This window comes from Microvirga sp. GN3 (genome assembly GCF_055792825.1).
In genome coordinates, this window is the sequence record NZ_JBVVAK010000055.1 from 1 (window position 1) to 20,896 (window position 20,896).

At 62.0% G+C, this 20,896-nt stretch carries 16 protein-coding genes and 1 pseudogene; 6 read left to right on the top strand and 11 right to left on the bottom strand.

Going from position 1 to position 20,896, the window contains the following annotated elements; all coding sequences use genetic code 11:
* Positions 1-401: 401 nt before the first annotated feature.
* The 3 genes from ACS5Q1_RS23835 (at position 402) to ACS5Q1_RS23845 (ending at position 6,115) form a co-directional block, all read left to right on the top strand.
* The gene (locus ACS5Q1_RS23835) at positions 402-1,553 is read left to right on the top strand and encodes an efflux RND transporter periplasmic adaptor subunit (protein WP_473100496.1); all 1,152 of its coding nucleotides are present in this window, start codon (positions 402-404) and stop codon (positions 1,551-1,553) included.
* 24 nt (positions 1,554-1,577) lie between these two features.
* Complete coding sequence (locus ACS5Q1_RS23840) at positions 1,578-4,763, top strand: efflux RND transporter permease subunit (protein ID WP_473100497.1); 3,186 nt, start codon at positions 1,578-1,580, stop codon at positions 4,761-4,763.
* A gap of 101 nt (positions 4,764-4,864) precedes the next feature.
* Positions 4,865-6,115 (top strand): adenylate/guanylate cyclase domain-containing protein, encoded by a 1,251-nt coding sequence (locus tag ACS5Q1_RS23845; protein ID WP_473100499.1) that lies wholly within the window; start codon positions 4,865-4,867, stop codon positions 6,113-6,115.
* Between the two features lie 36 nt (positions 6,116-6,151).
* Here ACS5Q1_RS23845 and ACS5Q1_RS23850 read toward each other — a convergent pair whose 3' ends face one another.
* From ACS5Q1_RS23850 to ACS5Q1_RS23890, 9 genes and pseudogenes are all read right to left on the bottom strand, one after another.
* A complete protein-coding gene (locus tag ACS5Q1_RS23850; RefSeq protein WP_473100500.1) occupies positions 6,152-7,177 on the bottom strand; it encodes a S1C family serine protease in 1,026 nt (341 codons plus the stop codon).
* Between the two features lie 85 nt (positions 7,178-7,262).
* Positions 7,263-7,661, bottom strand: a complete 399-nt coding sequence (locus tag ACS5Q1_RS23855; protein ID WP_473100535.1) for a LuxR C-terminal-related transcriptional regulator — start codon at positions 7,659-7,661, stop codon at positions 7,263-7,265.
* A 166-nt stretch (positions 7,662-7,827) separates the two neighbouring features.
* Positions 7,828-8,748, bottom strand: coding sequence for a S1C family serine protease (locus tag ACS5Q1_RS23860; protein ID WP_473100501.1), 921 nt, complete (start codon positions 8,746-8,748; stop codon positions 7,828-7,830).
* A 132-nt stretch (positions 8,749-8,880) separates the two neighbouring features.
* Entirely contained in the window at positions 8,881-10,644 is a 1,764-nt protein-coding gene (locus ACS5Q1_RS23865; protein ID WP_473100502.1) for an ABC transporter substrate-binding protein, read from the bottom strand.
* Positions 10,645-10,737: 93 nt separating this feature from the next.
* Positions 10,738-11,019, bottom strand: a complete 282-nt coding sequence (locus ACS5Q1_RS23870) for a DUF2160 domain-containing protein (RefSeq protein ID WP_473100503.1) — start codon at positions 11,017-11,019, stop codon at positions 10,738-10,740.
* Between the two features lie 10 nt (positions 11,020-11,029).
* Positions 11,030-11,788: pseudogene (locus tag ACS5Q1_RS23875) on the bottom strand (carbohydrate ABC transporter permease); the annotation flags it as partial.
* 122 nt (positions 11,789-11,910) lie between these two features.
* Positions 11,911-12,807, bottom strand: coding sequence for a carbohydrate ABC transporter permease (locus ACS5Q1_RS23880; RefSeq protein WP_473100504.1), 897 nt, complete (start codon positions 12,805-12,807; stop codon positions 11,911-11,913).
* Positions 12,804-13,904, bottom strand: coding sequence for an ABC transporter ATP-binding protein (locus tag ACS5Q1_RS23885; protein WP_473100505.1), 1,101 nt, complete (start codon positions 13,902-13,904; stop codon positions 12,804-12,806). The genes ACS5Q1_RS23880 and ACS5Q1_RS23885 overlap by 4 nt, the downstream gene beginning before the upstream one ends.
* Positions 13,905-13,914: 10 nt before the next feature.
* On the bottom strand, positions 13,915-15,003 hold the full coding sequence (locus ACS5Q1_RS23890) for an ABC transporter ATP-binding protein (protein ID WP_473100506.1): 1,089 nt from the start codon (positions 15,001-15,003) through the stop codon (positions 13,915-13,917).
* Between the two features lie 434 nt (positions 15,004-15,437).
* Between ACS5Q1_RS23890 and ACS5Q1_RS23895 the strand changes: the two genes are divergently transcribed.
* Positions 15,438-16,226, top strand: coding sequence for an SDR family NAD(P)-dependent oxidoreductase (locus ACS5Q1_RS23895; RefSeq protein WP_473100507.1), 789 nt, complete (start codon positions 15,438-15,440; stop codon positions 16,224-16,226).
* A gap of 110 nt (positions 16,227-16,336) precedes the next feature.
* Positions 16,337-17,725: an FAD-binding oxidoreductase gene (locus ACS5Q1_RS23900; RefSeq protein WP_473100508.1), complete on the top strand. Its 1,389-nt coding sequence runs from the start codon at positions 16,337-16,339 to the stop codon at positions 17,723-17,725.
* On the opposite strand, the gene ACS5Q1_RS23905 is transcribed toward ACS5Q1_RS23900, so the two are convergent.
* On the bottom strand, positions 17,722-18,294 hold the full coding sequence (locus ACS5Q1_RS23905; RefSeq protein WP_473100509.1) for a peroxidase-related enzyme: 573 nt from the start codon (positions 18,292-18,294) through the stop codon (positions 17,722-17,724). The genes ACS5Q1_RS23900 and ACS5Q1_RS23905 overlap by 4 nt on opposite strands.
* Before the next feature lie 123 nt (positions 18,295-18,417).
* Here ACS5Q1_RS23905 and ACS5Q1_RS23910 point away from each other — a divergent pair, with 123 nt between their 5' ends.
* A complete protein-coding gene (locus ACS5Q1_RS23910) occupies positions 18,418-19,218 on the top strand; it encodes an enoyl-CoA hydratase (RefSeq protein WP_473100510.1) in 801 nt (266 codons plus the stop codon).
* A gap of 15 nt (positions 19,219-19,233) precedes the next feature.
* Here ACS5Q1_RS23910 and ACS5Q1_RS23915 read toward each other — a convergent pair whose 3' ends face one another.
* Positions 19,234-20,877, bottom strand: coding sequence for an acyl-CoA synthetase (locus ACS5Q1_RS23915; protein ID WP_473100536.1), 1,644 nt, complete (start codon positions 20,875-20,877; stop codon positions 19,234-19,236).
* Positions 20,878-20,896 lie beyond the last annotated feature (19 nt).

Consider the following 20,896-nt stretch of genomic DNA (forward strand, 5'->3'; position numbering starts at 1 on the left):
GTCAAGAACACGTTCGCGCAAATCGGGAGAATAGGGCTGGGGCATGGCTCGCCTCCCGGGCCATATCCCAATCAACGCACAGACCACCCGAAGGGATTCAAGCCCAGATCAAAAGCGCTTTAGCCAACCGGCTAGGTGTGCGGCGACGGGTGCCATCCCATCATTGAAGCTGTGGGCACCGTTTCAATTGAATCTCATGGACAGCTTAAGCAGATCAAAGGTGCAGCCAAGTTCTGTACCTGTTGCGTATCACTGTTGCGTATCTTGTCAGAAACTCATCAATGCGTAGTATTGCATCGCAATAAGGATAAAGGCTCCTCCACGTGCCATTGCACACAGGGCTGAGAGCCGAAATTTGGAAGTATGGTGCTGCGTCGATAGTCCCGATCAGGAGGTTACGCATGCGCTTTCCTCGATCCGTGTTTGTTGCAAGCGTTCTTTTTTCATGGTTCGGCGCGGCGAGCCTGGCCTTGGCTCAGGGCACTCCTGCGCCGCCGCCGCCGGTCACAGTCGCAAAACCCCTCGTGAAGGATATCGTCGAGCGGGATGACTTCATCGGGCGCTTCGAGGCCATCGATCAGGTCGATATACGGGCGCGGGTCTCGGGTTACCTCGACAAGGTGCATTTTCAAGATGGCACCTTTGTCAAGGCGGGAGACCTCCTCTTCACCATCGACCAGCGGCCCTATCGCAATGCGCTTGAGCAGGCACAATCAGCCGTCACATCGACTCAGGTTCGCCTGGAATTCGCGCAGAGCGACCTCGAGCGCGCCGAGCAACTGCGCCGAACCGGCAATATCACCGATCAGCTTTACGATCAGCGGCGGCAGGCGTTCCTGACGACCAAGGCGGAGCTGGACCGTGCGCAGGCAGCGTTGCGGCAAGCGCAGCTCGATGTCGAATTCACGGAGATCAAAACGCCCCTGTCGGGGAGAATTTCGCGCAAGCTCGTCTCCGAGGGCAATCTGGTCAATGCCAACGAGACGATCCTGACAAACGTTCTCTCGCTCGATCCGATCCAGTTCTACTTCGATGTCGATGAGCGCTCCTATCTGGCCTTTTCGCGGCAAACCCGTGGCGGCACGAATACCTCGGCTAGCGGAGAGACCAACGAAGTCGTGCTCACATTGACGGACGAGCGCCTCGGGCAGCGCAAGGGGCATCTCGATTTCGTCGACAACCGGCTCGACTCGGCAAGCGGCACGATCCGTGTGCGCGCGGTCTTCGAGAACAAGGATCGTTTCCTGACCCCCGGCCTGTTCGGCCGCGTCACGGTGGGCGCCTCCGATCCTTACAAGGGCATTCTCCTGCCCGACGAGGCCATCGGCAGCGACCAGGACAGGCGCGTCGTCTACGTGGTCGGCGAGAATAACACCGTCAATCTCAAGCCCGTGCGTATCGGTCCAAGGATCGACGGTTACAGGGTCATCCGGGACGGGCTGACCGGCAACGAGACGGTGGTCGTGAACGGTCTTGTCCGGATTCGGCCCGGAGCGCCGATCACGCCGCAACTGACGACCCTTCCCCCGATGCGGGAACGAAACGGCAGCTGATCTCACGCGAGGAGGGCGCTTTTCATGCGCTTTGCCCATTTCTTCGTCGACCGCCCCATTTTTGCGACGGTCCTGTCGGTGCTGTTCCTGGTCATCGGCGGGATCGCGTATACGACTCTGCCGGTCGCGCAATATCCGGAGATCGCGCCGCCAACCGTGGTGGTCCGGGCGAGCTATCCGGGAGCCGATGCGCAGACGGTTGCGGCGACGGTTGCGACACCGCTGGAGCAGCAGATCAACGGTGTCGAGGACATGCTCTACATGTCCTCGTACTCGACCGGCGACGGCGCTATGGCGTTGACGATCACCTTCAAGCTCGGCGCCGATCTCGACAAGGCCCAGGTGCTGGTTCAGAACCGCGTGGCCATTGCAACGCCGCGCCTGCCGGAAGAGGTGCGGCGCCTCGGCGTGACGACACTCAAGAGCTCGCCCGATCTGATGATGGTCGTGCACATGCTCTCGCCGGACAATTCGTATGATCAGCTCTATGTCTCGAACTATGCCCGCAACTATGTGCGCGACATCCTGTTGCGGCTCGATGGCGTGGGCGATCTCATCATCTTCGGTGAGCGGCAATATTCCATCCGCATCTGGCTCGATCCGGAGAAGCTTGCCTCCTACGGCATGACGTCGAGCGAGGTGGTGCGCGCGATTCAGGAGCAGAATGTTCAAGTGTCCGGCGGCGCCTTGGGGCAGGAGCCGACACCGACGGATGCGGCGTTCCAGCTGACGGTGACGACACAGGGTCGCTTCGAGGATCCACGCCAGTTCCGGCAGATCATCGTTCAGGCGACACCGCAGGGCCGTCTCGTGCGGCTGCAGGACGTCGCCCGCATCGAGCTCGGCGCCCAGGATTACGTGACGAATTCCTATCTTAACGGCAAGCCTGCCGTCGCGCTCGCGATTTTCCAGCGGCCTGGCACCAACGCGCTCGCCGCGTCGGATCAGATCACCCGGACCATGGAGGAGCTCAAGGGCAACTTTCCGCCGGGCATCGCTTATCAGATCGTCTATAATCCCACGGAATTCATCGCCGAGAGCGTGAACGAGGTCTACAAGACCCTGTTCGAGGCCACGGTGCTCGTCGTGATCGTGGTGTTCGTGTTCCTGCAGAGCTGGCGCACGGCGATCATTCCCATCGTGGCAATTCCCGTCTCGCTGATCGGCACCTTTGCCTTCATGGCGGCCCTTGGATTCTCGATCAATACCTTGACCCTTTTCGGCATGGTTCTGGCCATCGGCATCGTGGTCGACGATGCCATCGTGGTGGTGGAGAATGTGGAGCGTAACATCGCTCTCGGCATGTCGCCGCGGGATGCCGCCCACACGACCATGGACGAGGTCGGCACCGCTCTCGTGGCCATCGCGCTGGTCCTGGTGGCAGTCTTCGTGCCGACGGCTTTCATTCCGGGTATATCCGGTCAGTTCTACCGGCAATTCGCCCTGACCATCGCAGTCTCTACAGTCATCTCGGCCTTCAACTCCCTGACATTGTCGCCGGCCCTCGCGGCATTCCTCCTGAAGCCGCACAGCCATGAGCACTCCAGGAATCCGATTGCCCGGTTTGGACGAACACTGGCCAACGGCTTCAATCGCGGTTTCGATGCCACAGCCAATGGCTATGCCAGGACTGTGGGAACGCTGGCGCGACACAAGCTGATTGTATTGCCGATCTATGTCGGCCTTCTGGCCGGCACCGTATGGATCGCCAACCACGTACCGCGTGGCTTCATTCCGACGCTCGACCAGGGCTATGCCATCGTGGTGATCCAGCTGCCGGATGGCGCCTCCCTGTCGCGCACCGATGCAGTGGTGCAAAGGGCATCGAAGATCATTCAAGAAACGCCAGGCGTGAAGAATGCTGTGGCCTTCGCGGGGTTTTCGGGCGCCACCTTCACCAATGCGACCAATTCCGCGGCGATCTTCGCCGGGTTCAAGCCTTTCGACGAGCGGATCGAGGCGGGCGATACCGGATCTAAAATCATCGGCGATCTTTTCGCCCGCATGCAGCAGATCGAGGAGGCGTTCATCATCGCCATTCCGCCGCCGCCGGTGCGCGGGCTCGGCAATTCCGGAGGCTTCAAGGTCCAGATCCAGAATCGGACAGGCGACGATGTGCGCGGCATTCTGGCGGTCGCCTATCAGCTGATGGGACAGGCGCGGCAGAACTCGAACCTGGCCGGCGTCTTCACGACATTCTCGGCCAATTCGCCGCAGGTCTATCTGGAGATCGACCGCCAGAAGGCGAGCATCCTGAACGTGCCGATCCCCAACATCTTCGAGACGCTGCGCATCAATCTCGGCACGGCCTATGTCAACGACTTCAATGCCTTCGGGCGCGTCTACCAGGTGCGCGCCCAGGCCGATCAGCGCTTCCGTATCGATCAGGAAGATATCAACCGATTGCGGGTTCGCTCGTCCACGGGCGCTCTCGTGCCTTTGGGCACGCTCGTCGAGATGCGCGAGGTCTCTGGTGCCGATCTGATCCAGCGCTACAACATGTTCACCTCGGTGGCCCTGCAGGGCAATGCCGGTCCGGGCACGTCCTCGGGCACCGCCCTCGATACCATGGAGCAATTGGTTCGGCAAAATCTTTCGCCCGGCATGGGTTTCGAGTGGACGGAACTGGCCTTCCAGGAACGGCAGACCGGCAACACGGCGGTGTTCATCTTCGCCTTGTCGGTGCTCTTCGTATTCCTTGTGCTGGCGGCCCAGTATGAAAGTTGGTCGATGCCCATCGCCATCATCCTGATTGTCCCGATGAGCGTGCTCTCTGCGCTGATCGGCGTGATGATCCGTGGGCAGGACAACAACATCCTGACCCAGATCGGCCTGGTGGTTCTGGTTGGATTGGCTGCCAAGAATGCGATCCTTATCGTCGAATTCGCAAGGCAGGCGGAATTTGAAGGCAAGACGCCGGTCGAGGCCGTCGTCGAAGCCTGCCGGCTGAGGCTACGTCCCATCCTGATGACGGCATTCGCCTTCATCCTCGGTGTGCTGCCGCTTGCGATTGCGACCGGACCCGGAGCCGAGATGAGACAGGCCCTGGGCACGGCCGTGTTCGCCGGCATGCTCGGGGTGACCGTGTTCGGGTTGTTCCTGACGCCGGTCTTCTACGTGGCCGTACGGCTTGTGGTCCTTCGGATGTTTAGGCGCGCGGGCATGAAGCGAGCCGGTGCCGTGGAAACTCAACCGAAACCCGCCGAGTAGATCGATGGCAGGCGCGCCGCTTGATCGACATTCGGCTTTGACCAACCATCCAATGTGCCGTCATGGATGGCTGACAGAATCATCGTTGTGAAGAGACCCCTATGGACGCAGCCAGGGCAGCCAGCATCGCGAAATGGGTCACCGAGGCCGGATTGATCGGTATGTCGGAGCTTGAGCTCCTGCATGGCTTCTGCGACCGCCTGATTGCGGAAGGATTGCCTGTCTCGCGGGTCAATATCGTCATCGACACGCTGCACCCGATCCATGAGGGACGCGTTTTCCGCTGGCGTCGTGACGATCAGGAAAGCCTCAATCCGGTGGTCGAATATGGCCGCACCAATGTGGAAGGCGAGGCGGCCGAAAACTGGCGCCGGAGCACCTACTACCATCTTCTCGTCAGCGGAGAGGACTTCCTGCGACGGCGGATCGGCCCCGGCCATCCTGAGGACTTCTCCGTCCTCAAGGATCTGCGGGCCGATGGGCAGACGGATTATGTGGTTCTGATTCATCGCTTTGCTGTCGAAGGCGCGATCGGCGAGATGGATTGCTTCTATTCCTCCTGGACGACGGACGCTCATTCCGGCTTTACCGATGAGCACATCGCGCTTCTGCGCGAGCTGGCCTCACCCCTGATGCTCGCCTTGAAATGCGCTTCGCTCGCGCGTATTGCCAAGACCCTCGTCGAGACCTACCTCGGGCGCGATGCCGGCCGGCTCGTCCTGAACGGTCGCATTGCCCGCGGCGTCACGGACCGGATCCAAGCTGTTCTGTGGTTCAGCGACCTGCACAGTTTCACCCACATCACGGAGACGGCGGATCCCGAGCAGATCATCCCCTTCCTGAACGATTATTCGGAAGCCGTCATCTCGTCCATTTATGAAGCAGGCGGCGATGTCCTGAAGCTCATCGGGGATGGCGCACTTGCAATCTTCAAGGAGGAGGATGCGAGTGAAGCCTGCCGGTCCGCTCTCAAGGCGGAGCGACTGATGCGCTCTCGCATCCAGGCCCTGAACGACGAGCGCCGATCATGCAACCTGCCGGTCACGAGCGCTTATCTCGGCCTGCATATCGGCGAGGTCTTTTATGGCAATATCGGCAGCCAGGACCGCCTGGACTTCACGGTCGTGGGGCCGGCCGTCAATGAAGTGAGCCGGATCGGCGCTTTGTGCCGTTCCGTCGAGCGCGATGTCTTGGTTTCGTCCGCTTTTCATTCGACGGCCTCGGCGCATGATCAGGAATGCCTCGTGTCGGTCGGCCGTTATGCGCTGAGAGGGGTTGCCCGGCCGCAGGAGCTGTTCACGCTCGATCCTTCACGTTTGGAGGAAGAGGGATCTCGAGCGGAAGCGGAATAGGAAACTGGGCTCCGCTCTAAATCTTTGTTGCACCGCTTATTCCGAGCGAGCGGCTTTTGTCTTTCGCTCGACGGGGGTGATCGTCACAGTGCGCATTTCGCCTTTCTTGAGAAGCACGAGTTCGACGAAGCGCCCGATCCGCTCGCCGTTCAGCAGGCGCACCAGATCGTCGACGCCACCGACCGGCTCGCCGTCGAGCGAGAGGATGACATCGCCCTGTTCGAGCTGCGCATGTTCCGCTGGGCTGCCCGGTTCCACTGCGGCGATGACCACGCCGAATTTTCCGGTCAAACCGGCCGCATAGCTGATGCGCCGCGGCAGCGGCACCGTCTGTCCCGCGATGCCGATCGAGGCTCGGCGAACGCGGCCATGGCGGATCAGTTCCGACACGACGAAACTTGCCGTGTTGCTCGCGACGGCAAAGCAGATGCCCTGAGCTCCCATGATGACGGCCGTGTTGATGCCGATTACCTCGCCGGAGGTCGCCACAAGTGGGCCGCCGGAATTGCCCGGGTTCAGGGCTGCATCGGTCTGGATCACATCGTCGATGAGCCGTCCCGACTTCGCTCGCAGGCTTCGCCCGAGAGCGGAGACCACACCGGCCGTCACTGTCGACTCGAATCCCAACGGGTTGCCGATGGCGATTGCGACCTGACCGCGCTTCAGTCGTTTGGAATCGCCCAGGGTGGCGAAGGGAAACCTGTCGCCATTGGCGCGCAGCAGGGCGAGATCCGTGTCGGGATCGTCACCGATCACCCGGGCGTCGATGGTACGTCCATCGGATCCGGTGAGACGCGCCTCCCGCGCGCCCTGCATGACATGGCTGTTGGTGAGCAGCAGCCCATCGGGCGAGATGATGACGCCCGAACCCATGCCGGCTACTCGTCCCGAAGCCTGAGGCTCGACCCGTACCACCGCGGGACCGATGCGGTCCACGACGCTTGTCACGGCCTTCGAGTAGGAATCGAGCAGTTTATCGTCATCGCGGGCATCGGAAGCCGGTCGTGACGGCGATGTGGAGTCACTCGTGTGGAGGAGAAAGGTTGGAGTGCGATCGAGCATGGAGCCCTCCAGGGATAACGCTATTTCACATCATGTGGTGATGCGAAGTACAAGACCCAAGAGCTCGGAACGCATCGCCGGTATGTCACAGCAGGATGAGGCCGAGACGGACCGCCTGCGCGACGGCGTCCGTTCTCCCGGTTGCATCGAGTTTCGCCGCGATGGAGGAGACGTGGAATTTCGCGGTGTGGAATGAGATCCCGAGCTTACGGGCAATGAGTTTGTTCGATGCGCCTTCCGCCAGCAGCCGCAGGACTTCGAGCTCGCGCGGGGTGAGCAGGTCGTCCCGCGGCGGATCATGCGGAGCCGGACCCCGGCCGATCCCGGCAGCACTTTGCGGCAGGATGACGAAGCCCCGGCTGGCGGCCTCCATCGCCAGCAGAAGATCTGAGACGGCGACATCGCGGGGAAGAATTCCGCTCGCTCCGGCTTTGAGCGCTTCAAGTCCGTTCAGAATATCGCCGAGGAGGATTGTCGGGGCCATCTCGGAGAAGGACAGGTGATCCGTGAACACCACGTCAGGGTTGTCTGAGTGCAGGGTGCTGATTCCGGCTTCCTCAGCCAGGATCGTGGCGATGTGATCGAGCAGGCTCGCATCGTCGATGTGAAGAGCGACCTTCCACAAGGCTTCACCCCATCGGCGCCTTTCGCTACTGAGGCTTCGGGCGCTCCCTGATCTCTACCGCAAGAGTCATATGCGCACCCGTCCGCACAATTCCTAGATTGACGGATCGGCCCACGCTCTCGGGGCCTAGAAGCGTATAGACGCGGCGGACCGAGGGCAGGATGTCGGCATTCCATCGGACGAGGATGTCGCCTTGGCGAATCCCCGCCTTCTGTCCTGGACCGTCCTGGTCCACGCTGACGACGATCAAGCCACGCGGTTCCGCAAGCCCCGCCGCATCGGCTGCAGCCTTGTCGATGCGGATCGGCTGGAGCCCGAGGCCCAGATAGCCGCGGGCCACGCGGCCCTTGTCGAGAAGCTGGGGAGCCACCCGCTCGATGGTCTCTGATGGGATGACGAAAACGCGGCCTCGCGGGCCGAGGACCGTCATGCCGACGATCCGGGCGCTGGTATCGAGGGCGACGCCGCCTTCCGATTGGAAGTTGAGCCTGAGATCCAGATGGATCCTGCGGTCGATATGGCCGCCGCGCAGGCTCTTCCAGGGGCCACTTGCAAGGGCAACGATGCCCAGCGCCGCACTCAGGCCCTCCGGCATCCGCCCTACAGCGAGAACGAGGTGGCCGGTCCGGAGCCCGTCGGTCGCACTGAAGATGATCTCCTCCAGCGGCTGCTCTTCCGTGCGAAGAAGAGCGATGTCCGTGCTCGGGTCGCGGCCGACAAGACTGGCTGAGACCTGGCTTCCATCGGGACGAGTGATTGTCACGTCTCCATCGGCTTCCAGTGCTTCCTCTGCCGTCACGATGAGCCCAGGACGCCAATGGAAGCCGCTCGACGTTCCGCGTCTGCGACCGTGAACTGTCACGAGTCGGGGCGCGATGCCATCGAGCAGATCAGCGACATGGTTCGAGATCGCGTCGAGGGAAAAACCGGTTGATGGATCTGGCATGACAAACCTCTTCGGTCATCGTCCAGACGATCCTGCCGACAATCGGCCTTCTTCGGTACTGACCGAGCGGCTAGGTGGTGTGCGCCGCCTCACATGAAAAAGGCCCCGCCTTGCGGGCGGGGCCTGTATCGGTCAGCTGCGCTTCGGCGGAGAAGCGGGCCAGCTCTTGATGAGCGTGTCGTAATCCACCGTCTCACCCTTCGGCTTCTCGTTGGCCAGCTTGCGCTGGGGCGCGATGGTGCCGGCGGCTTCCGCCTTCTTGTACCATTCCTCGGCGGAGGTTTTCGGGTTCAGCTTCGGACCGCATTCGCCTTGCACATTGGCGCGCTCGAGACGGCCGAGCACTTCGTCCTGGGCTGCGGCAAGCGAGGTCATCGCTTCCTGCGGGGTCTTGGCGCCTGAAGCCGCGTCGCCGATATTCTGCCACCAGAGCTGCGCGAGTTTGGGATAATCCGGCACGTTGTTGCCGGTCGGCGTCCATTGCACGCGGGCGGGCGAGCGGTAGAACTCGACGAGGCCGCCGAGCTTCGGCGCGCGCTCCGTCATCGATGGGTGCCAGATATCGCTCTCGCGGATGAAGGTGAGGCCCACATGGCTCTTCTTCAGCGAGACCGTCTTCGAGGTGACGAACTGCGCATAGAGCCAGGCCGCTTTACGGCGGTCGACGGGAGTGGACTTCAGCAACGTCCACGATCCCGCATCCTGGTAGCCGAGCTTCATGCCATCCTTCCAGTACGAGCCGTGGGGTGAGGGCGCCATGCGCCATTTCGGCGTGCCGTCCGCGTTCACGACGGGAAGACCGGGCTTCACCATGTCGGCGGTGAATGCCGTATACCAGAAGATCTGCTGGGCGATGTTGCCCTGCGCCGGCACCGGTCCCGACTCGGAGAAATTCATGCCCTGCGCTTGAGGCGGGGCATATTTCTTCATCCAGTCGAGATATTTGGTGATGGCGTAGACGGCAGCTGGGCCATTGGTGTCGCCGCCGCGGTCGACGGAGGAGCCGACCGGGCGGCAGCCCTCCATGCGGATGCCCCATTCATCGACGGGCAGGCCGTTCGGGATGCCCTTGTCGCCGTTGCCGGCCATGGAGAGCCAGGCATCCGTGAAGCGCCAGCCGAGCGACGGGTCCTTGCGGCCGTAATCCATGTGGCCATAGACCTTGACGCCGTCGACCTCCTTCACGTCGTTGGTAAAGAATTCGGCGATGTCCTCATAGGCCGACCAGTTCACGGGAACGCCGAGATCGTAGCCGTACTTGGCCTTGAACTTCTCCTTGAACTCGGGGCGCTGGAACCAGTCGTAGCGGAACCAGTACACATTCGCGAATTGCTGGTCCGGCAATTGATACATCTTGCCGTCTGGTGCCGTGGTGAACGACTTGCCGATGAAGTCGGCGACGTCGAGGGTCGGCGAGGTCACATCCTTGCCTTCTCCCGCCATCCAGTCGTCGAGCGGGATAGCCTGCTTGTAGCGGAAATGGGTGCCGATGAGATCGGAATCGTTGACCCAGGCATCGTAGATGTTGCGCCCCGACTGCATCTGCGTCTGGATCTTCTCCACCACGTCGCCTTCCTGGATCAGGTCGTGGGTGAGTTTGATGCCGGTAATTTCGGAGAACGCTTTCGCAAGGGTCCGCGCTTCGTATTCATGGGTCGTGATGGTCTCGGAGACCACGTTGATCTCCTGGCCCGCGAAAGGCTTGGCCGCATTCACGAACCATTCCATCTCCTTCAGCTGCTCGTCCTTCGAGAGCGTGGAGGGCTGGAATTCGCTGTCGATCCAGCGGCGGGCTTCTTCCATGCCCGCGAGAGCAGCGCTGGAGCCCAGCGCCATAGCGAGGACACTCGTCGTGACAAACAGCTTTAAGTGCCGGTGAGATTGGGTGAGTTTCATTCGTTCCTCCCAAGTAATGCCCTGGCCGGCTTGTGCGCTGGTCTTGTTCCCTCCGGCCCGGGCTAACCGGAGGATTGACTTGAGCCTTTTCTCCTAGACGTAGCGAAATACGAGAGCTGCGTAGAGCAGGGAAAGGCCGGAAGCCCACCACAGGTCAGGACCGACGAAGCCCAGCCAGGCGAGGTGGATGAAGGCCGCACCAAGAAGCGAGATGAAGAGGCGGTCGCCGCGCGTCGTCGGGATCCGCAACACACCAACGCGCTCCGTCTCGGGACGATAGATCGCGAGCAGGGTCATGAGCAGCAGCAGGCTCGCGATGCCGGCAAAGAAGAGGCCGGTCTGCCATGTCCAGGCCATCCAGGCGAGATCAGGCATGATGCTCTCCTTAAACCCGGCCCAGGGCGAAGCCCTTGGCGATGTAGTTGCGGACGAACCAGATCACGAGCGCCCCCGGCACGATGGTGAGCACGCCGGCGGCGGCAAGCAGGCCCCAGTCCATGCCGGCGGCTGAGATGGTGCGCGTCATGGTGGCGGCGATGGGCTTGGCATTGACCGAGGTCAGCGTGCGCGCCAGCAGCAGCTCGACCCAGGAGAACATGAAGCAGAAGAAAGCGGCAACGCCGATGCCGGAGGCGATCAGCGGCATGAAGATCTTCACGAAGAAGCGCGGGAAGGAATAGCCGTCGATGGCGGCGGTCTCGTCGATCTCCCGCGGCACGCCCGACATGAAGCCTTCCAGAATCCACACTGCCAGCGGCACGTTGAAGAGGCAATGCGCCAAAGCGACGGCCCAGGGTGTGTCGAAGAGACCGATGGCCGAATAGAGGTTGAAGAAGGGCAGGGCGAAGACCGCGGCCGGCGCCATGCGGTTGGTCAGCAGCCAGAAGAACAGATGCTTGTCGCCGAGGAATTTATAGCGGGAGAAGGCATAGGCGGCCGGTAACGCGAAGGAGATCGACAGCACCGTGTTGATGACGACATAGGTCAGCGAGTTGATATAGCCCGAGTACCAGCTCTCGTCGGTGAAGATCTTGATGTAGTTGTCGAAGGTGATCTCCCGCGGCCAGAGCGTGAGGCCGGACGTGATTTCCATGTTGGTCTTCAGGCTCATGTTCACGAGCCAGTAGATCGGCAACATCAGGAACAGAAGATAGAGGGTCATCACTATCACGCGTCCGTTGACGCGCGGGCCGGACAGGGCGCGGTTCGCAGCCAGGGGCGCTGCGATGGGCTTGGTCTCGGAAGAACCGACGGCGATGGTTCCGGTCATGCTTCGACCCTCTCGCGTTCGGCATCCACATTGGTCATGACGGTGTAAAAGACCCAACAGATGACGAGGATAATCAGATTGTAGACCAGCGACATGGCCGCCGCCTTGCCGAGGTCGAACTGGCCGAGCGCCAGCTTCACCAGATCGATGGACAGGAAGGTAGTGGCATTGCCGGGACCGCCGCCGGTGATCACGAAGGGCTCGGTGTAGATCATGAACGAATCCATGAAGCGCAGCAGCACTGCGATCAGCAGCACGCGCCGCATCTTCGGCAGCTGGATCGTGCGGAACACCGCCCAGCGTGAGGCGCCGTCGATGCGGGCGGCCTGATAATAGGCATCGGGAATGGATTTAAGCCCGGCATAGCAGAGGAGGGCGACGAGGCTTGTCCAATGCCATACATCCATGACGATAAGCGTCACCCAGGCGTCGATGGGATCGTTGGTGTAATTGTAGTCGATGCCGAGATGGTTGACGGTCCAGCCGAGAAGGCCGATGTCGCTGCGGGCGAAGACCTGCCAGATCGTGCCGACTACGTTCCACGGGATGAGAAGCGGCAGCGCCATGAGCACGAGGCAGAGCGCAACCGTCCAGCCTTCGCGCGGCATGGCGAGCGCTACGGCAATGCCGAGCGGCACCTCGATCATGAGAATGATCGCCGAGAACAGGAGGCTGCGCCACAGGGCACTGAAGAAGCGTCCGCCAAGCTCCGTCGAAGGATCGAGCAGTTCCTGGAACCAGCCGATTCCATTCCAGAAGAACTGATTGTTGCCGAACGTGTCCTGGACCGAGTAGTTCACCACCGTCATCAGCGGCAGCACGGCCGAGAAGGCCACGATGGCAAAGACCGGCAGAACGAAGAGCCAGGCTCTGTTGTTGACGGTCTTCGTCATGCCCTGTGCCCTCCGATGGGCTCGCCCGAGACGAGATGCCCATTGGCATAGATGTGGATTTGGCGCGGATCGAGGGCGAGCGCGGCCTCGCTCCCCTCGATGGAAATGCCCTCCGGAACGCTGGCGGCAAGGGCGCGCCCGCTCATCTCGACGCGGGCGATGCGGGCACGCCCGATATCGTCGATGCGCCGGATCTGGACCGGCAGTCCGAATCCCTTCGGCTGGAGCCGCACGAACTCCGGCCGGATGCCGAGCTCGACCCGCTCGCCGTCCGACAGGATGCGATAGCTCCGCTGTAGGGGGATTGCCTCATTGCCGATGAATGCGGTGGCGCCTTCGACCCGGCAGGGCAGAATGTTCATGCCCGGCGAGCCGATGAAGTGCCCGACGAAGGTATGGGCCGGACGCTCGAACAGTTCGTCCGGCGTTCCCGTCTGCACCACGGCGCCATCATGCATGACCACGACCTTATCGGCGAAGGTGAGCGCTTCGGTCTGATCATGCGTCACATAGATCATGGTGATGTCGAGCGCGCGGTGGATTTCCTTCAGGGTCGAGCGCAGCTGCCATTTCAGATGCGGGTCGATCACCGTGAGCGGCTCGTCGAACAGGATCGCAGCCACGTCGGGGCGCACGAGGCCTCGCCCGAGGGAGATCTTCTGTTTCATGTCGGCCGTGAGATTGCTGGCCTTGCGGTCGAGCACGCGGGTGAGGTCGAGCAGTCGCGCGATCTCCTCCACCCGCTGGGCCGTCCTGTCACGCGGCACGTGTCGGTTCTTGAGCGGGAACGCCAGATTCTCTCGCACGCTCATCGTGTCGTAGACCACGGGGAACTGAAACACCTGTGCGATGTTGCGCGCTTCCGTCGGCAGATCCGTCACATCGAGGTCGTTGAAGAGCACGCGCCCGCGCGTTGGGCGCACGAGGCCGGAGATGATGTTGAGCAGGGTGGTCTTGCCACAGCCCGAGGGACCCAGCAGCGCGTAGGCGCCGCCCTGGTTCCACACATGGTTGATCTCCTTCAGAGCGTAGTCATCCGCCGTGCGGGGATCGGGCTTGTAGGCATGGGCGAGATGATCGAGCGTGATGCGGGCCATCTCTCTCTCCTCATGCCGCTTTCTGCGCCGGGTCGGCAGCGGCGAGGCGGCCCGCGGCATCGAACAGGAACAGGTGTCGCGGATCGATATAGGTTGTCACGGCGGATTTCGGCTCGAGCCGCCTCACGCCGGGGACGAGCGCCACGAGGCGGTGCTCGTTGGCGTCGAGATGGACATAGCTCTCCGACCCCGTGATCTCGGAGACGGACACGATGGCCGGAATGGCGATCTCGTCCGGATTGGCCGGCTCAAGCTCAAGATGATGGGCTCGGAATCCGATCGTGTATTCCCCGTCGGGTACGGCTTCGAGCGGGCCTGACGCCCGAATCTCGCCGCCTGTGCTCAAGGTCGCGCTGCTGCCGATCTTGCGGGCTTTCAGGGTGTTGAGCGGCGGATCGGAAAAAACGCGGGCCGTGGTCAGGTCGTGAGGGTGGCGGTAGACCTGCGGTGTCGATCCGAACTGGGTCACCCGCCCTTCGAACAAGGTGGCTGTATTGCCGCCGAGAAGCAGGGCCTCGGACGGTTCCGTCGTGGCATAGACGAAGATAGCGCCTGAGGCCGCGAAGACCCGTGGCAGCTCCTCACGCAGCTCCTCACGCAGCTTGTAATCGAGATTGGCCAAGGGCTCGTCGAGCAGGACGAGATCCGCCCGTTTCACCAGCGCCCGGGCGATGGCGGTGCGCTGCTGCTGGCCGCCGGAGAGATTCAGCGGCTTGCGGTCGAGATAGGGCTCCAGCTTCAGAAGCTTGGCCGCCTCGCGGACACGTGTCTCGATCTCATTCTTAGGTAGGCCGGAGACGCGCAGGGGTGAGGCGATGTTCTCGTAAACATCGAGCGAGGGATAGTTGATGAACTGCTGGTAGACCATGGCCACGCTGCGGCGCTGCACAGGCCAGCCCGTCACATCCTTGCCATCGACGAGAACTCGGCCGGTCGTGGGCGCGTCGAGCCCGGCCATGAGCCGCATGAGCGAGGTTTTTCCGGCAAGCGTCGCCCCGAGCAGCACATTGAGGGAGCCGCGCTCCAGGGTCAGGTGGACATCGTCGATATGTACCGCTGCTCCGACTTTCTTCGAAACGCCTTCGAGAGCGAGAGTCATCAGCACGTCCCTGGGATTTGAGCAGGTTCGAAGGCAGCAGCGGCAAGATATGTGGAGATTGTCGCGGCGCCATGTTCCGCCGCGTTTCGGGCCCTATCATGCCCGCATGCGCTAACCCTTACTGCGACGTCGAACGTCGCCGATTCTTGCGAACCCAAGAGCGCCTCTCCCGGCTGCAGACCCTTCAGAGCCTGAGCTTTCTTTTATTGTTATGGTGAAGGTATCTTGCCCCAAAAGCGAAAGCAACTGTCCGGCACCAGCCTGGAACTGGTCTTTGACTGGACTGAATCCACGGACGCTTGGCGTGGCGAGACCGGACGCTCGATCGGTAATTTTTGAACTGAAACGCCCTTCGAGAGTTCAAGCACCACGTGCCGGTTTCGCTTCTCCCCGATAGTGGCCGGTCCATTTCTCGAACCGGCTGGGAGAATGCCATGCCAGACACTGCAAAGCCGCTTGCCGTCGTGACGGGCGCGTCCTCAGGTATCGGCTATGAGCTCGCGAAACTCTGCGCCCAAAACGGCTACGATCTGCTGATCGCCGCTGACCGGCCCGCCATCCAGGATGCGGCCAAGGAGTTCCAGGGCCTTGGCGCAAAGGTCGAGGCTCTGGAGGTCGATCTCTCCACCCATGAGGGCGTTGACAAGCTCTACGCGGCTGCCAAAGGCCAGTCGGTTGATGCGCTTCTGGCCAATGCAGGGCACGGACTCGGTCATGGTTTTCTCGATCAGGATTTCGCTGAGGCACGCCATGTGATCGACACCAACATTACCGGCACGCTCTACCTGATCCAGAAGATCGGCCGAGACATGCGCACAAGGAACGAAGGGCGCATCCTCATCACCGATTCCATCGCCGGATTCATGCCGGGCTCCTTCCAGGCGGTCTACAACGGCACTAAGGCCTTCATCGATTCCTTCTCCTTCGCGCTCAGAAATGAGTTGAAGGATACGAATGTGACGGTCACCTGCCTAATGCCCGGCGCCACCGAGACCGAGTTCTTCAAGCGCGCCGGCATGGAAGACACACATGTCGGTCAGGACAAGAAGGACGATCCCGCCTTCGTGGCGAAGGTCGGCTTCGATGCCATGATTCGCGGTGACGGCGATGTGGTGAGCGGCTGGAAGAACAAGTTCACCACAATCCTTTCCAATGTGACGCCGGCCGGTATGCTCGCCGAGCAGCACCGCAAAATGGCCGAGCCCGGATCGGGCAAGCGCTAAGCGCAACTGTGCTGCGTCCTTCTCGCCGATATGTCCCTCGCGGTTCCACGTTGACGATCGCGCCCCGATCGGTCACAGGAGCGGTGGTCGAAACCGCGAGGAATTTTTCGATGACCAAGCCCACGGACCTGCTGCAGCGCCTGACGGGGCTTCTCGGCCCTTCGGCCGTCATCACCGAAGGGCCGGATCTCGAGCCCTATGCCGTCGACTGGCGCAAGCTCTTCCCGGGCAAGCCGGCCTGTGTCGTCCGTCCATCCTCGACCGAGCAGGTCGCCGAAATCGTGCGGATCTGCCGTGAGGCGGAGGTGGCCATCGTCCCGCAGGGCGGCAATACGGGGCTCGCCGGCGGCGCGGTGCCGGATGCTTCAGGCACGCAGGTTATCTTGTCTCTCAACCGCATGGCCACCATCCGCAATGTCGATCCGGTCGGCTTGACCATCGAGGCGGAGGCCGGGTGCATTCTGAAAGTGGCGCAGGATGCCGCCGCGGCTGCAGGGCGCCTGCTACCGATCAGCCTGGCGGCGGAGGGCTCGGCCACTATCGGCGGCGTGGTCGCCGCCAATGCGGGCGGCGTGAATGTGCTGCGATACGGCATGACCCGCAGCCTCGTGCTCGGCCTCGAAGTGGTGCTGCCGGACGGGACCATCGCCAATGGCCTGCGGAAGCTGCGCAAGGACAATGCGGGCTATGATTGGAAGCAGCTCTTCATCGGCAGCGAGGGCACGCTCGGAATCGTGACGGCGGCGATCTTAAGGCTTCTGCCGCGGCCGAAGCTTTCCGTGACCGCGCTGCTTTCGGTCGCTGACCCGGCGGCGGCCCTTCAGCTTCTCGCACTCGCCCAGGACGAATTGGGCGATCAGATCTCGGCCTTCGAGCTGATCTCGGCCACCTCCATGCAGCTTGTCGCCAAGCATGCCGGCTTGAAGGCTCCCATCGCCGAGGGCGATTGGTTCGTGCTGATCGAGGCGGCGTCCAGTCTCGTGGGCCTGCGCGAAGCGGCCGAGACGATGCTGGGCGTGGCCTTCGAGCAGGAGATCGCACTCGATGGCGTCATTGCCGAATCAGGCGCACAGGCGGCCCAGCTCTGGGCGCTGCGCGAGCATGTGACGGAATCCGAAGCACGGGAGGGCAAGAGCGTCAAACACGATGTCTCCGTGCCGCTGACGGAAGTTCCTCGCTTTCTGATCGAGGCTGGGGAGGCGCTCGCTGCCGGAGCCCCGGGCACACGCGTGAACGCTTTCGGGCATCTCGGCGACGGCAACATCCATTATAATGTGCTCGTCGACGCCAGCCATGATTCAGGCGTCGTGAACCGCATCGTGCATGACATGGTGGCGGCTTTCGGCGGTAGCATCTCGGCGGAGCACGGCATCGGCCAGTACCGGGTCGGCGAGCTCGCGCGCTATCGCGCCCCAACCGAGATGGATCTCGCCCGCACGCTCAAGCGGGCGCTGGATCCCGATAACCTGCTCAATCCGGGCAAGGTGCTTTCCGCTTAACCCCGGCCGAGTGTATAGAACTCGTCGTTCGGCCGCATGCTGGTGACATTAGCAAGACGGTTCGACATGGCGAAGAAGGCGGCAATGGCGGCGATGTCCCACACGTCGTCTTCCGTGAAGTCGTGTGAGTTCAGGGCCGCGATGTCGGCGTCGCCGACGGCATAGGCTTCCAACGATACCTTCATGGCGAAATCCAGCATCGCTTTCTGTCGAGGTGTGATGTCGGCCTTGCGGTAATTGATGGCGACCTGATCGGCGATCAGCGGGTTCTTGGCCCGGATGCGCAGGATCGCCCCATGGGCAACGACGCAATACTGGCACTGATTGGCGTTGCTTGTCGCCACCACGATCATCTCGCGCTCGGCCTTGGTGAGATTGCCGGGCTTGTCCATCAGGGCGTCGTGATAGGCGAAGAAGGCGCGGAACTCGTCCGGGCGATGAGCCAGCACCAGAAAGACGTTCGGCACGAAGCCCGATTTTTCCTGGACCGCGAGGATGCGCGTGCGGATATCCTCCGGCAGGTCGGCAATCTCGGGAACGGGAAAGCGGCTGATGGGCGGCTTGCTCACGAAGGGCACCTCGTTTCTGGACTCTGTAGGATGGCGTCGTTCAAGGGTCTTATTGTCAGATCGAGTTTATTCGGGTTGGATCCTGCGAACAACATTCCTGGAACGATCCGGAGGAGAATGCCCATGAGTGCTCAGCAGGCCATATCCGGCGACGACATTCTGCTGCGCGAGGATCGGGGTGGGGTAGTGACGCTCACGCTAAACCGTCCGGCCCGGTTCAATGCCCTGTCCGAGGAAATGCTGACGGCGCTTCAAGGTGCGCTGGACGATCTGAAGACAGATGAGGCGGTTCGCTGCGTTGTGCTCGCCGGTTCCGGCAAGGCCTTCTGCGCGGGGCATGATCTCAAGCAGATGCGCGCCAATCCGCGTCAGGACTACTATGAGGCGCTCTTCGCGCAATGCAGCCGGGTCATGCAGGGCATCGTCAATCTACCCGTGCCGGTGATCGCCCGCGTGCACGGCATGGCGACGGCCGCGGGTTGCCAGCTGGTCGCCTCCTGCGATCTCGCCGTTGCCGCGGAGAGTGCAACCTTTGCCGTTTCCGGCATCAATGTGGGGCTTTTCTGTTCCACGCCGGCCGTGGCGCTTTCCCGTAACGTATCGCCCAAGCAAGCCTTCGACATGTTGGTGACGGGACGTTTCATTTCAGCAACCGAAGCTTTGTCCTTCGGTCTCATCAACAGAATCGCGCCGGATGCGGAGCTTGATCGCGCCGTTGCCGCGTTGACATCCGACATCTGCGCCAAGAGCCCTGTCGCGATCCGCACGGGCAAGGCGATGTTCAGCCGCCAGCGCTCCATGAGCCTGGAGGAGGCTTATACCTATGCGGGCAGCGTCATGGCCTGCAACATGATGGCGGAGGATGCCGCCGAGGGCATCGATGCCTTCATCGAGAAACGCAAACCCGTATGGAGGGGGCACTGATCAGGCGCTTCTTCTTCAACTCGCCGCTTTGTAGGCCCGTGCCATCTCGCGCAGCTGGAATTTCTGGATCTTGCCCGTGGAGGTTTTCGGGAGCTCCGTGAAGATCACGGTGCGCGGGCACTTGTAGGACGCCAAGTGCTGTCGGCACCAGGCGATGATGTCCTCCGCCGAGATCGATTGATCGGGCTTCAGTTCCACAAAGGCGCAGGGCGTCTCGCCCCATTTTTCATCCGGCATCGCGACGACGGCGGCGGCCTGGATGGCGGGATGCTTGTAGAGCGCGTCCTCCACTTCGATGGAGGAGATGTTCTCGCCGCCGGAAATGATGATGTCCTTGGAGCGATCCTTCAGCTGCACATAGCCGTCAGGATATTTCACACCGAGATCGCCGGAATGGAACCAGCCACCCCCGAAGGCCTTGGCAGTGCCGGCTGGATTTTTGAGATAACCCTTCATCACCACGTTGCCCCGGAACATGACCTCGCCGAGGGTTCGGCCATCCGCAGGCACCGGCTGCATGGTTTCCGGATCGAGCACGTCAAGCGCTTCAAGTACCGGATAACGCACGCCCTGCCGGGCCTTCTTCGCCGCATAGCCGCCCGAGTCGAGCGCGTCCCACTCCTCGTGCCATTCGTTGACGACCGCCGGGCCATAGACCTCCGTCAGGCCGTAGAGATGCGTCACGTCGAAACCTGCAGCTTTCATCGCAGCGAGCACGGCTTCCGGCGGCGGGGCAGCGGCGGTCATGAATTTGACCGTGTGGGGCAGGGAGCGCTTCTCGGGATCGGGTGCGTTGAGCAGTGTCGACATGACGATGGGCGCGCCGCACAGATGCGTGACGTTATGGTCGGCGAGCGCGTCATACATGGGCTTCGCCCGCACGGCGCGCAGGCAGACATGGGTGCCCGCGACGATGGAGAGCGACCAGGGGAAGCACCAGCCGTTGCAGTGGAACATGGGAAGCGTCCACAGATAGACCGGGTGCTGTCCCATGCCGGCGGTGAGGATGTTGCCCAAGGCGAGCAGATAGGCGCCGCGATGGTGATAAACCACGCCTTTCGGATCGCCAGTGGTGCCGGACGTATAGTTCAGGGTGATCGCATCCCACTCGTCCTGCGGCGGGCTCCAGGCGAAGTTCGGATCGCCTGCGGCGAGGAACTCCTCATATTCCATGGTGCCAAGCCGTTCGCCGGGGCCGGTGAATTCCGGATCGTCGTAGTCGATGACGAGGGGTTTGACCGAGGACAGCTCAAGGGCCGCCTTGATGATGGCCGAGAATTCCCGGTCGGTGATCAGAACCTTGGCTTCGCTGTGCTCAAGCGAAAAGGCAATGATCTTGGCGTCGAGGCGGGTGTTCAGCGTGTTGAGCACCACGCCGGCCATGGGGACGCCGTAATGGCATTCGAGCATGGCCGGCGTATTGGGCAACATGACCGATACCGTGTCGCCGCGTCCGATTCCGCGCTGGGCGAGCGCCGATGCTAAACGTCGGGAGCGGGCATAGAGGTCACGATAATTGCGCTTCAGGGCCCCGTGAATCACAGCCGGGCGGTCCGGATGGACGCTTGCTGCACGTTCCAGGAAGGAAAGCGGCGTCAGCGGCTGATAATTCGCCGGGTTCTTGTCGAGGTTCGTGTCGTAGATCGTCGAGACCACTATCTTTCCTCCCCTTGGTAAG

Coding starts and splice junctions, on each gene's coding strand:
- ACS5Q1_RS23835 (WP_473100496.1), top strand. CDS start 402: ATGCGCTTTCCTCGATCCGTGTTTGTTGCAAGCGTTCTTTTTTCATGG.
- ACS5Q1_RS23840 (WP_473100497.1), top strand. CDS start 1,578: ATGCGCTTTGCCCATTTCTTCGTCGACCGCCCCATTTTTGCGACGGTC.
- ACS5Q1_RS23845 (WP_473100499.1), top strand. CDS start 4,865: ATGGACGCAGCCAGGGCAGCCAGCATCGCGAAATGGGTCACCGAGGCC.
- ACS5Q1_RS23850 (WP_473100500.1), bottom strand. CDS start 7,177: ATGCTCGATCGCACTCCAACCTTTCTCCTCCACACGAGTGACTCCACA.
- ACS5Q1_RS23855 (WP_473100535.1), bottom strand. CDS start 7,661: ATGGCCCCGACAATCCTCCTCGGCGATATTCTGAACGGACTTGAAGCG.
- ACS5Q1_RS23860 (WP_473100501.1), bottom strand. CDS start 8,748: ATGCCAGATCCATCAACCGGTTTTTCCCTCGACGCGATCTCGAACCAT.
- ACS5Q1_RS23865 (WP_473100502.1), bottom strand. CDS start 10,644: ATGAAACTCACCCAATCTCACCGGCACTTAAAGCTGTTTGTCACGACG.
- ACS5Q1_RS23870 (WP_473100503.1), bottom strand. CDS start 11,019: ATGCCTGATCTCGCCTGGATGGCCTGGACATGGCAGACCGGCCTCTTC.
- ACS5Q1_RS23880 (WP_473100504.1), bottom strand. CDS start 12,807: ATGACGAAGACCGTCAACAACAGAGCCTGGCTCTTCGTTCTGCCGGTC.
- ACS5Q1_RS23885 (WP_473100505.1), bottom strand. CDS start 13,904: ATGGCCCGCATCACGCTCGATCATCTCGCCCATGCCTACAAGCCCGAT.
- ACS5Q1_RS23890 (WP_473100506.1), bottom strand. CDS start 15,003: ATGACTCTCGCTCTCGAAGGCGTTTCGAAGAAAGTCGGAGCAGCGGTA.
- ACS5Q1_RS23895 (WP_473100507.1), top strand. CDS start 15,438: ATGCCAGACACTGCAAAGCCGCTTGCCGTCGTGACGGGCGCGTCCTCA.
- ACS5Q1_RS23900 (WP_473100508.1), top strand. CDS start 16,337: ATGACCAAGCCCACGGACCTGCTGCAGCGCCTGACGGGGCTTCTCGGC.
- ACS5Q1_RS23910 (WP_473100510.1), top strand. CDS start 18,418: ATGAGTGCTCAGCAGGCCATATCCGGCGACGACATTCTGCTGCGCGAG.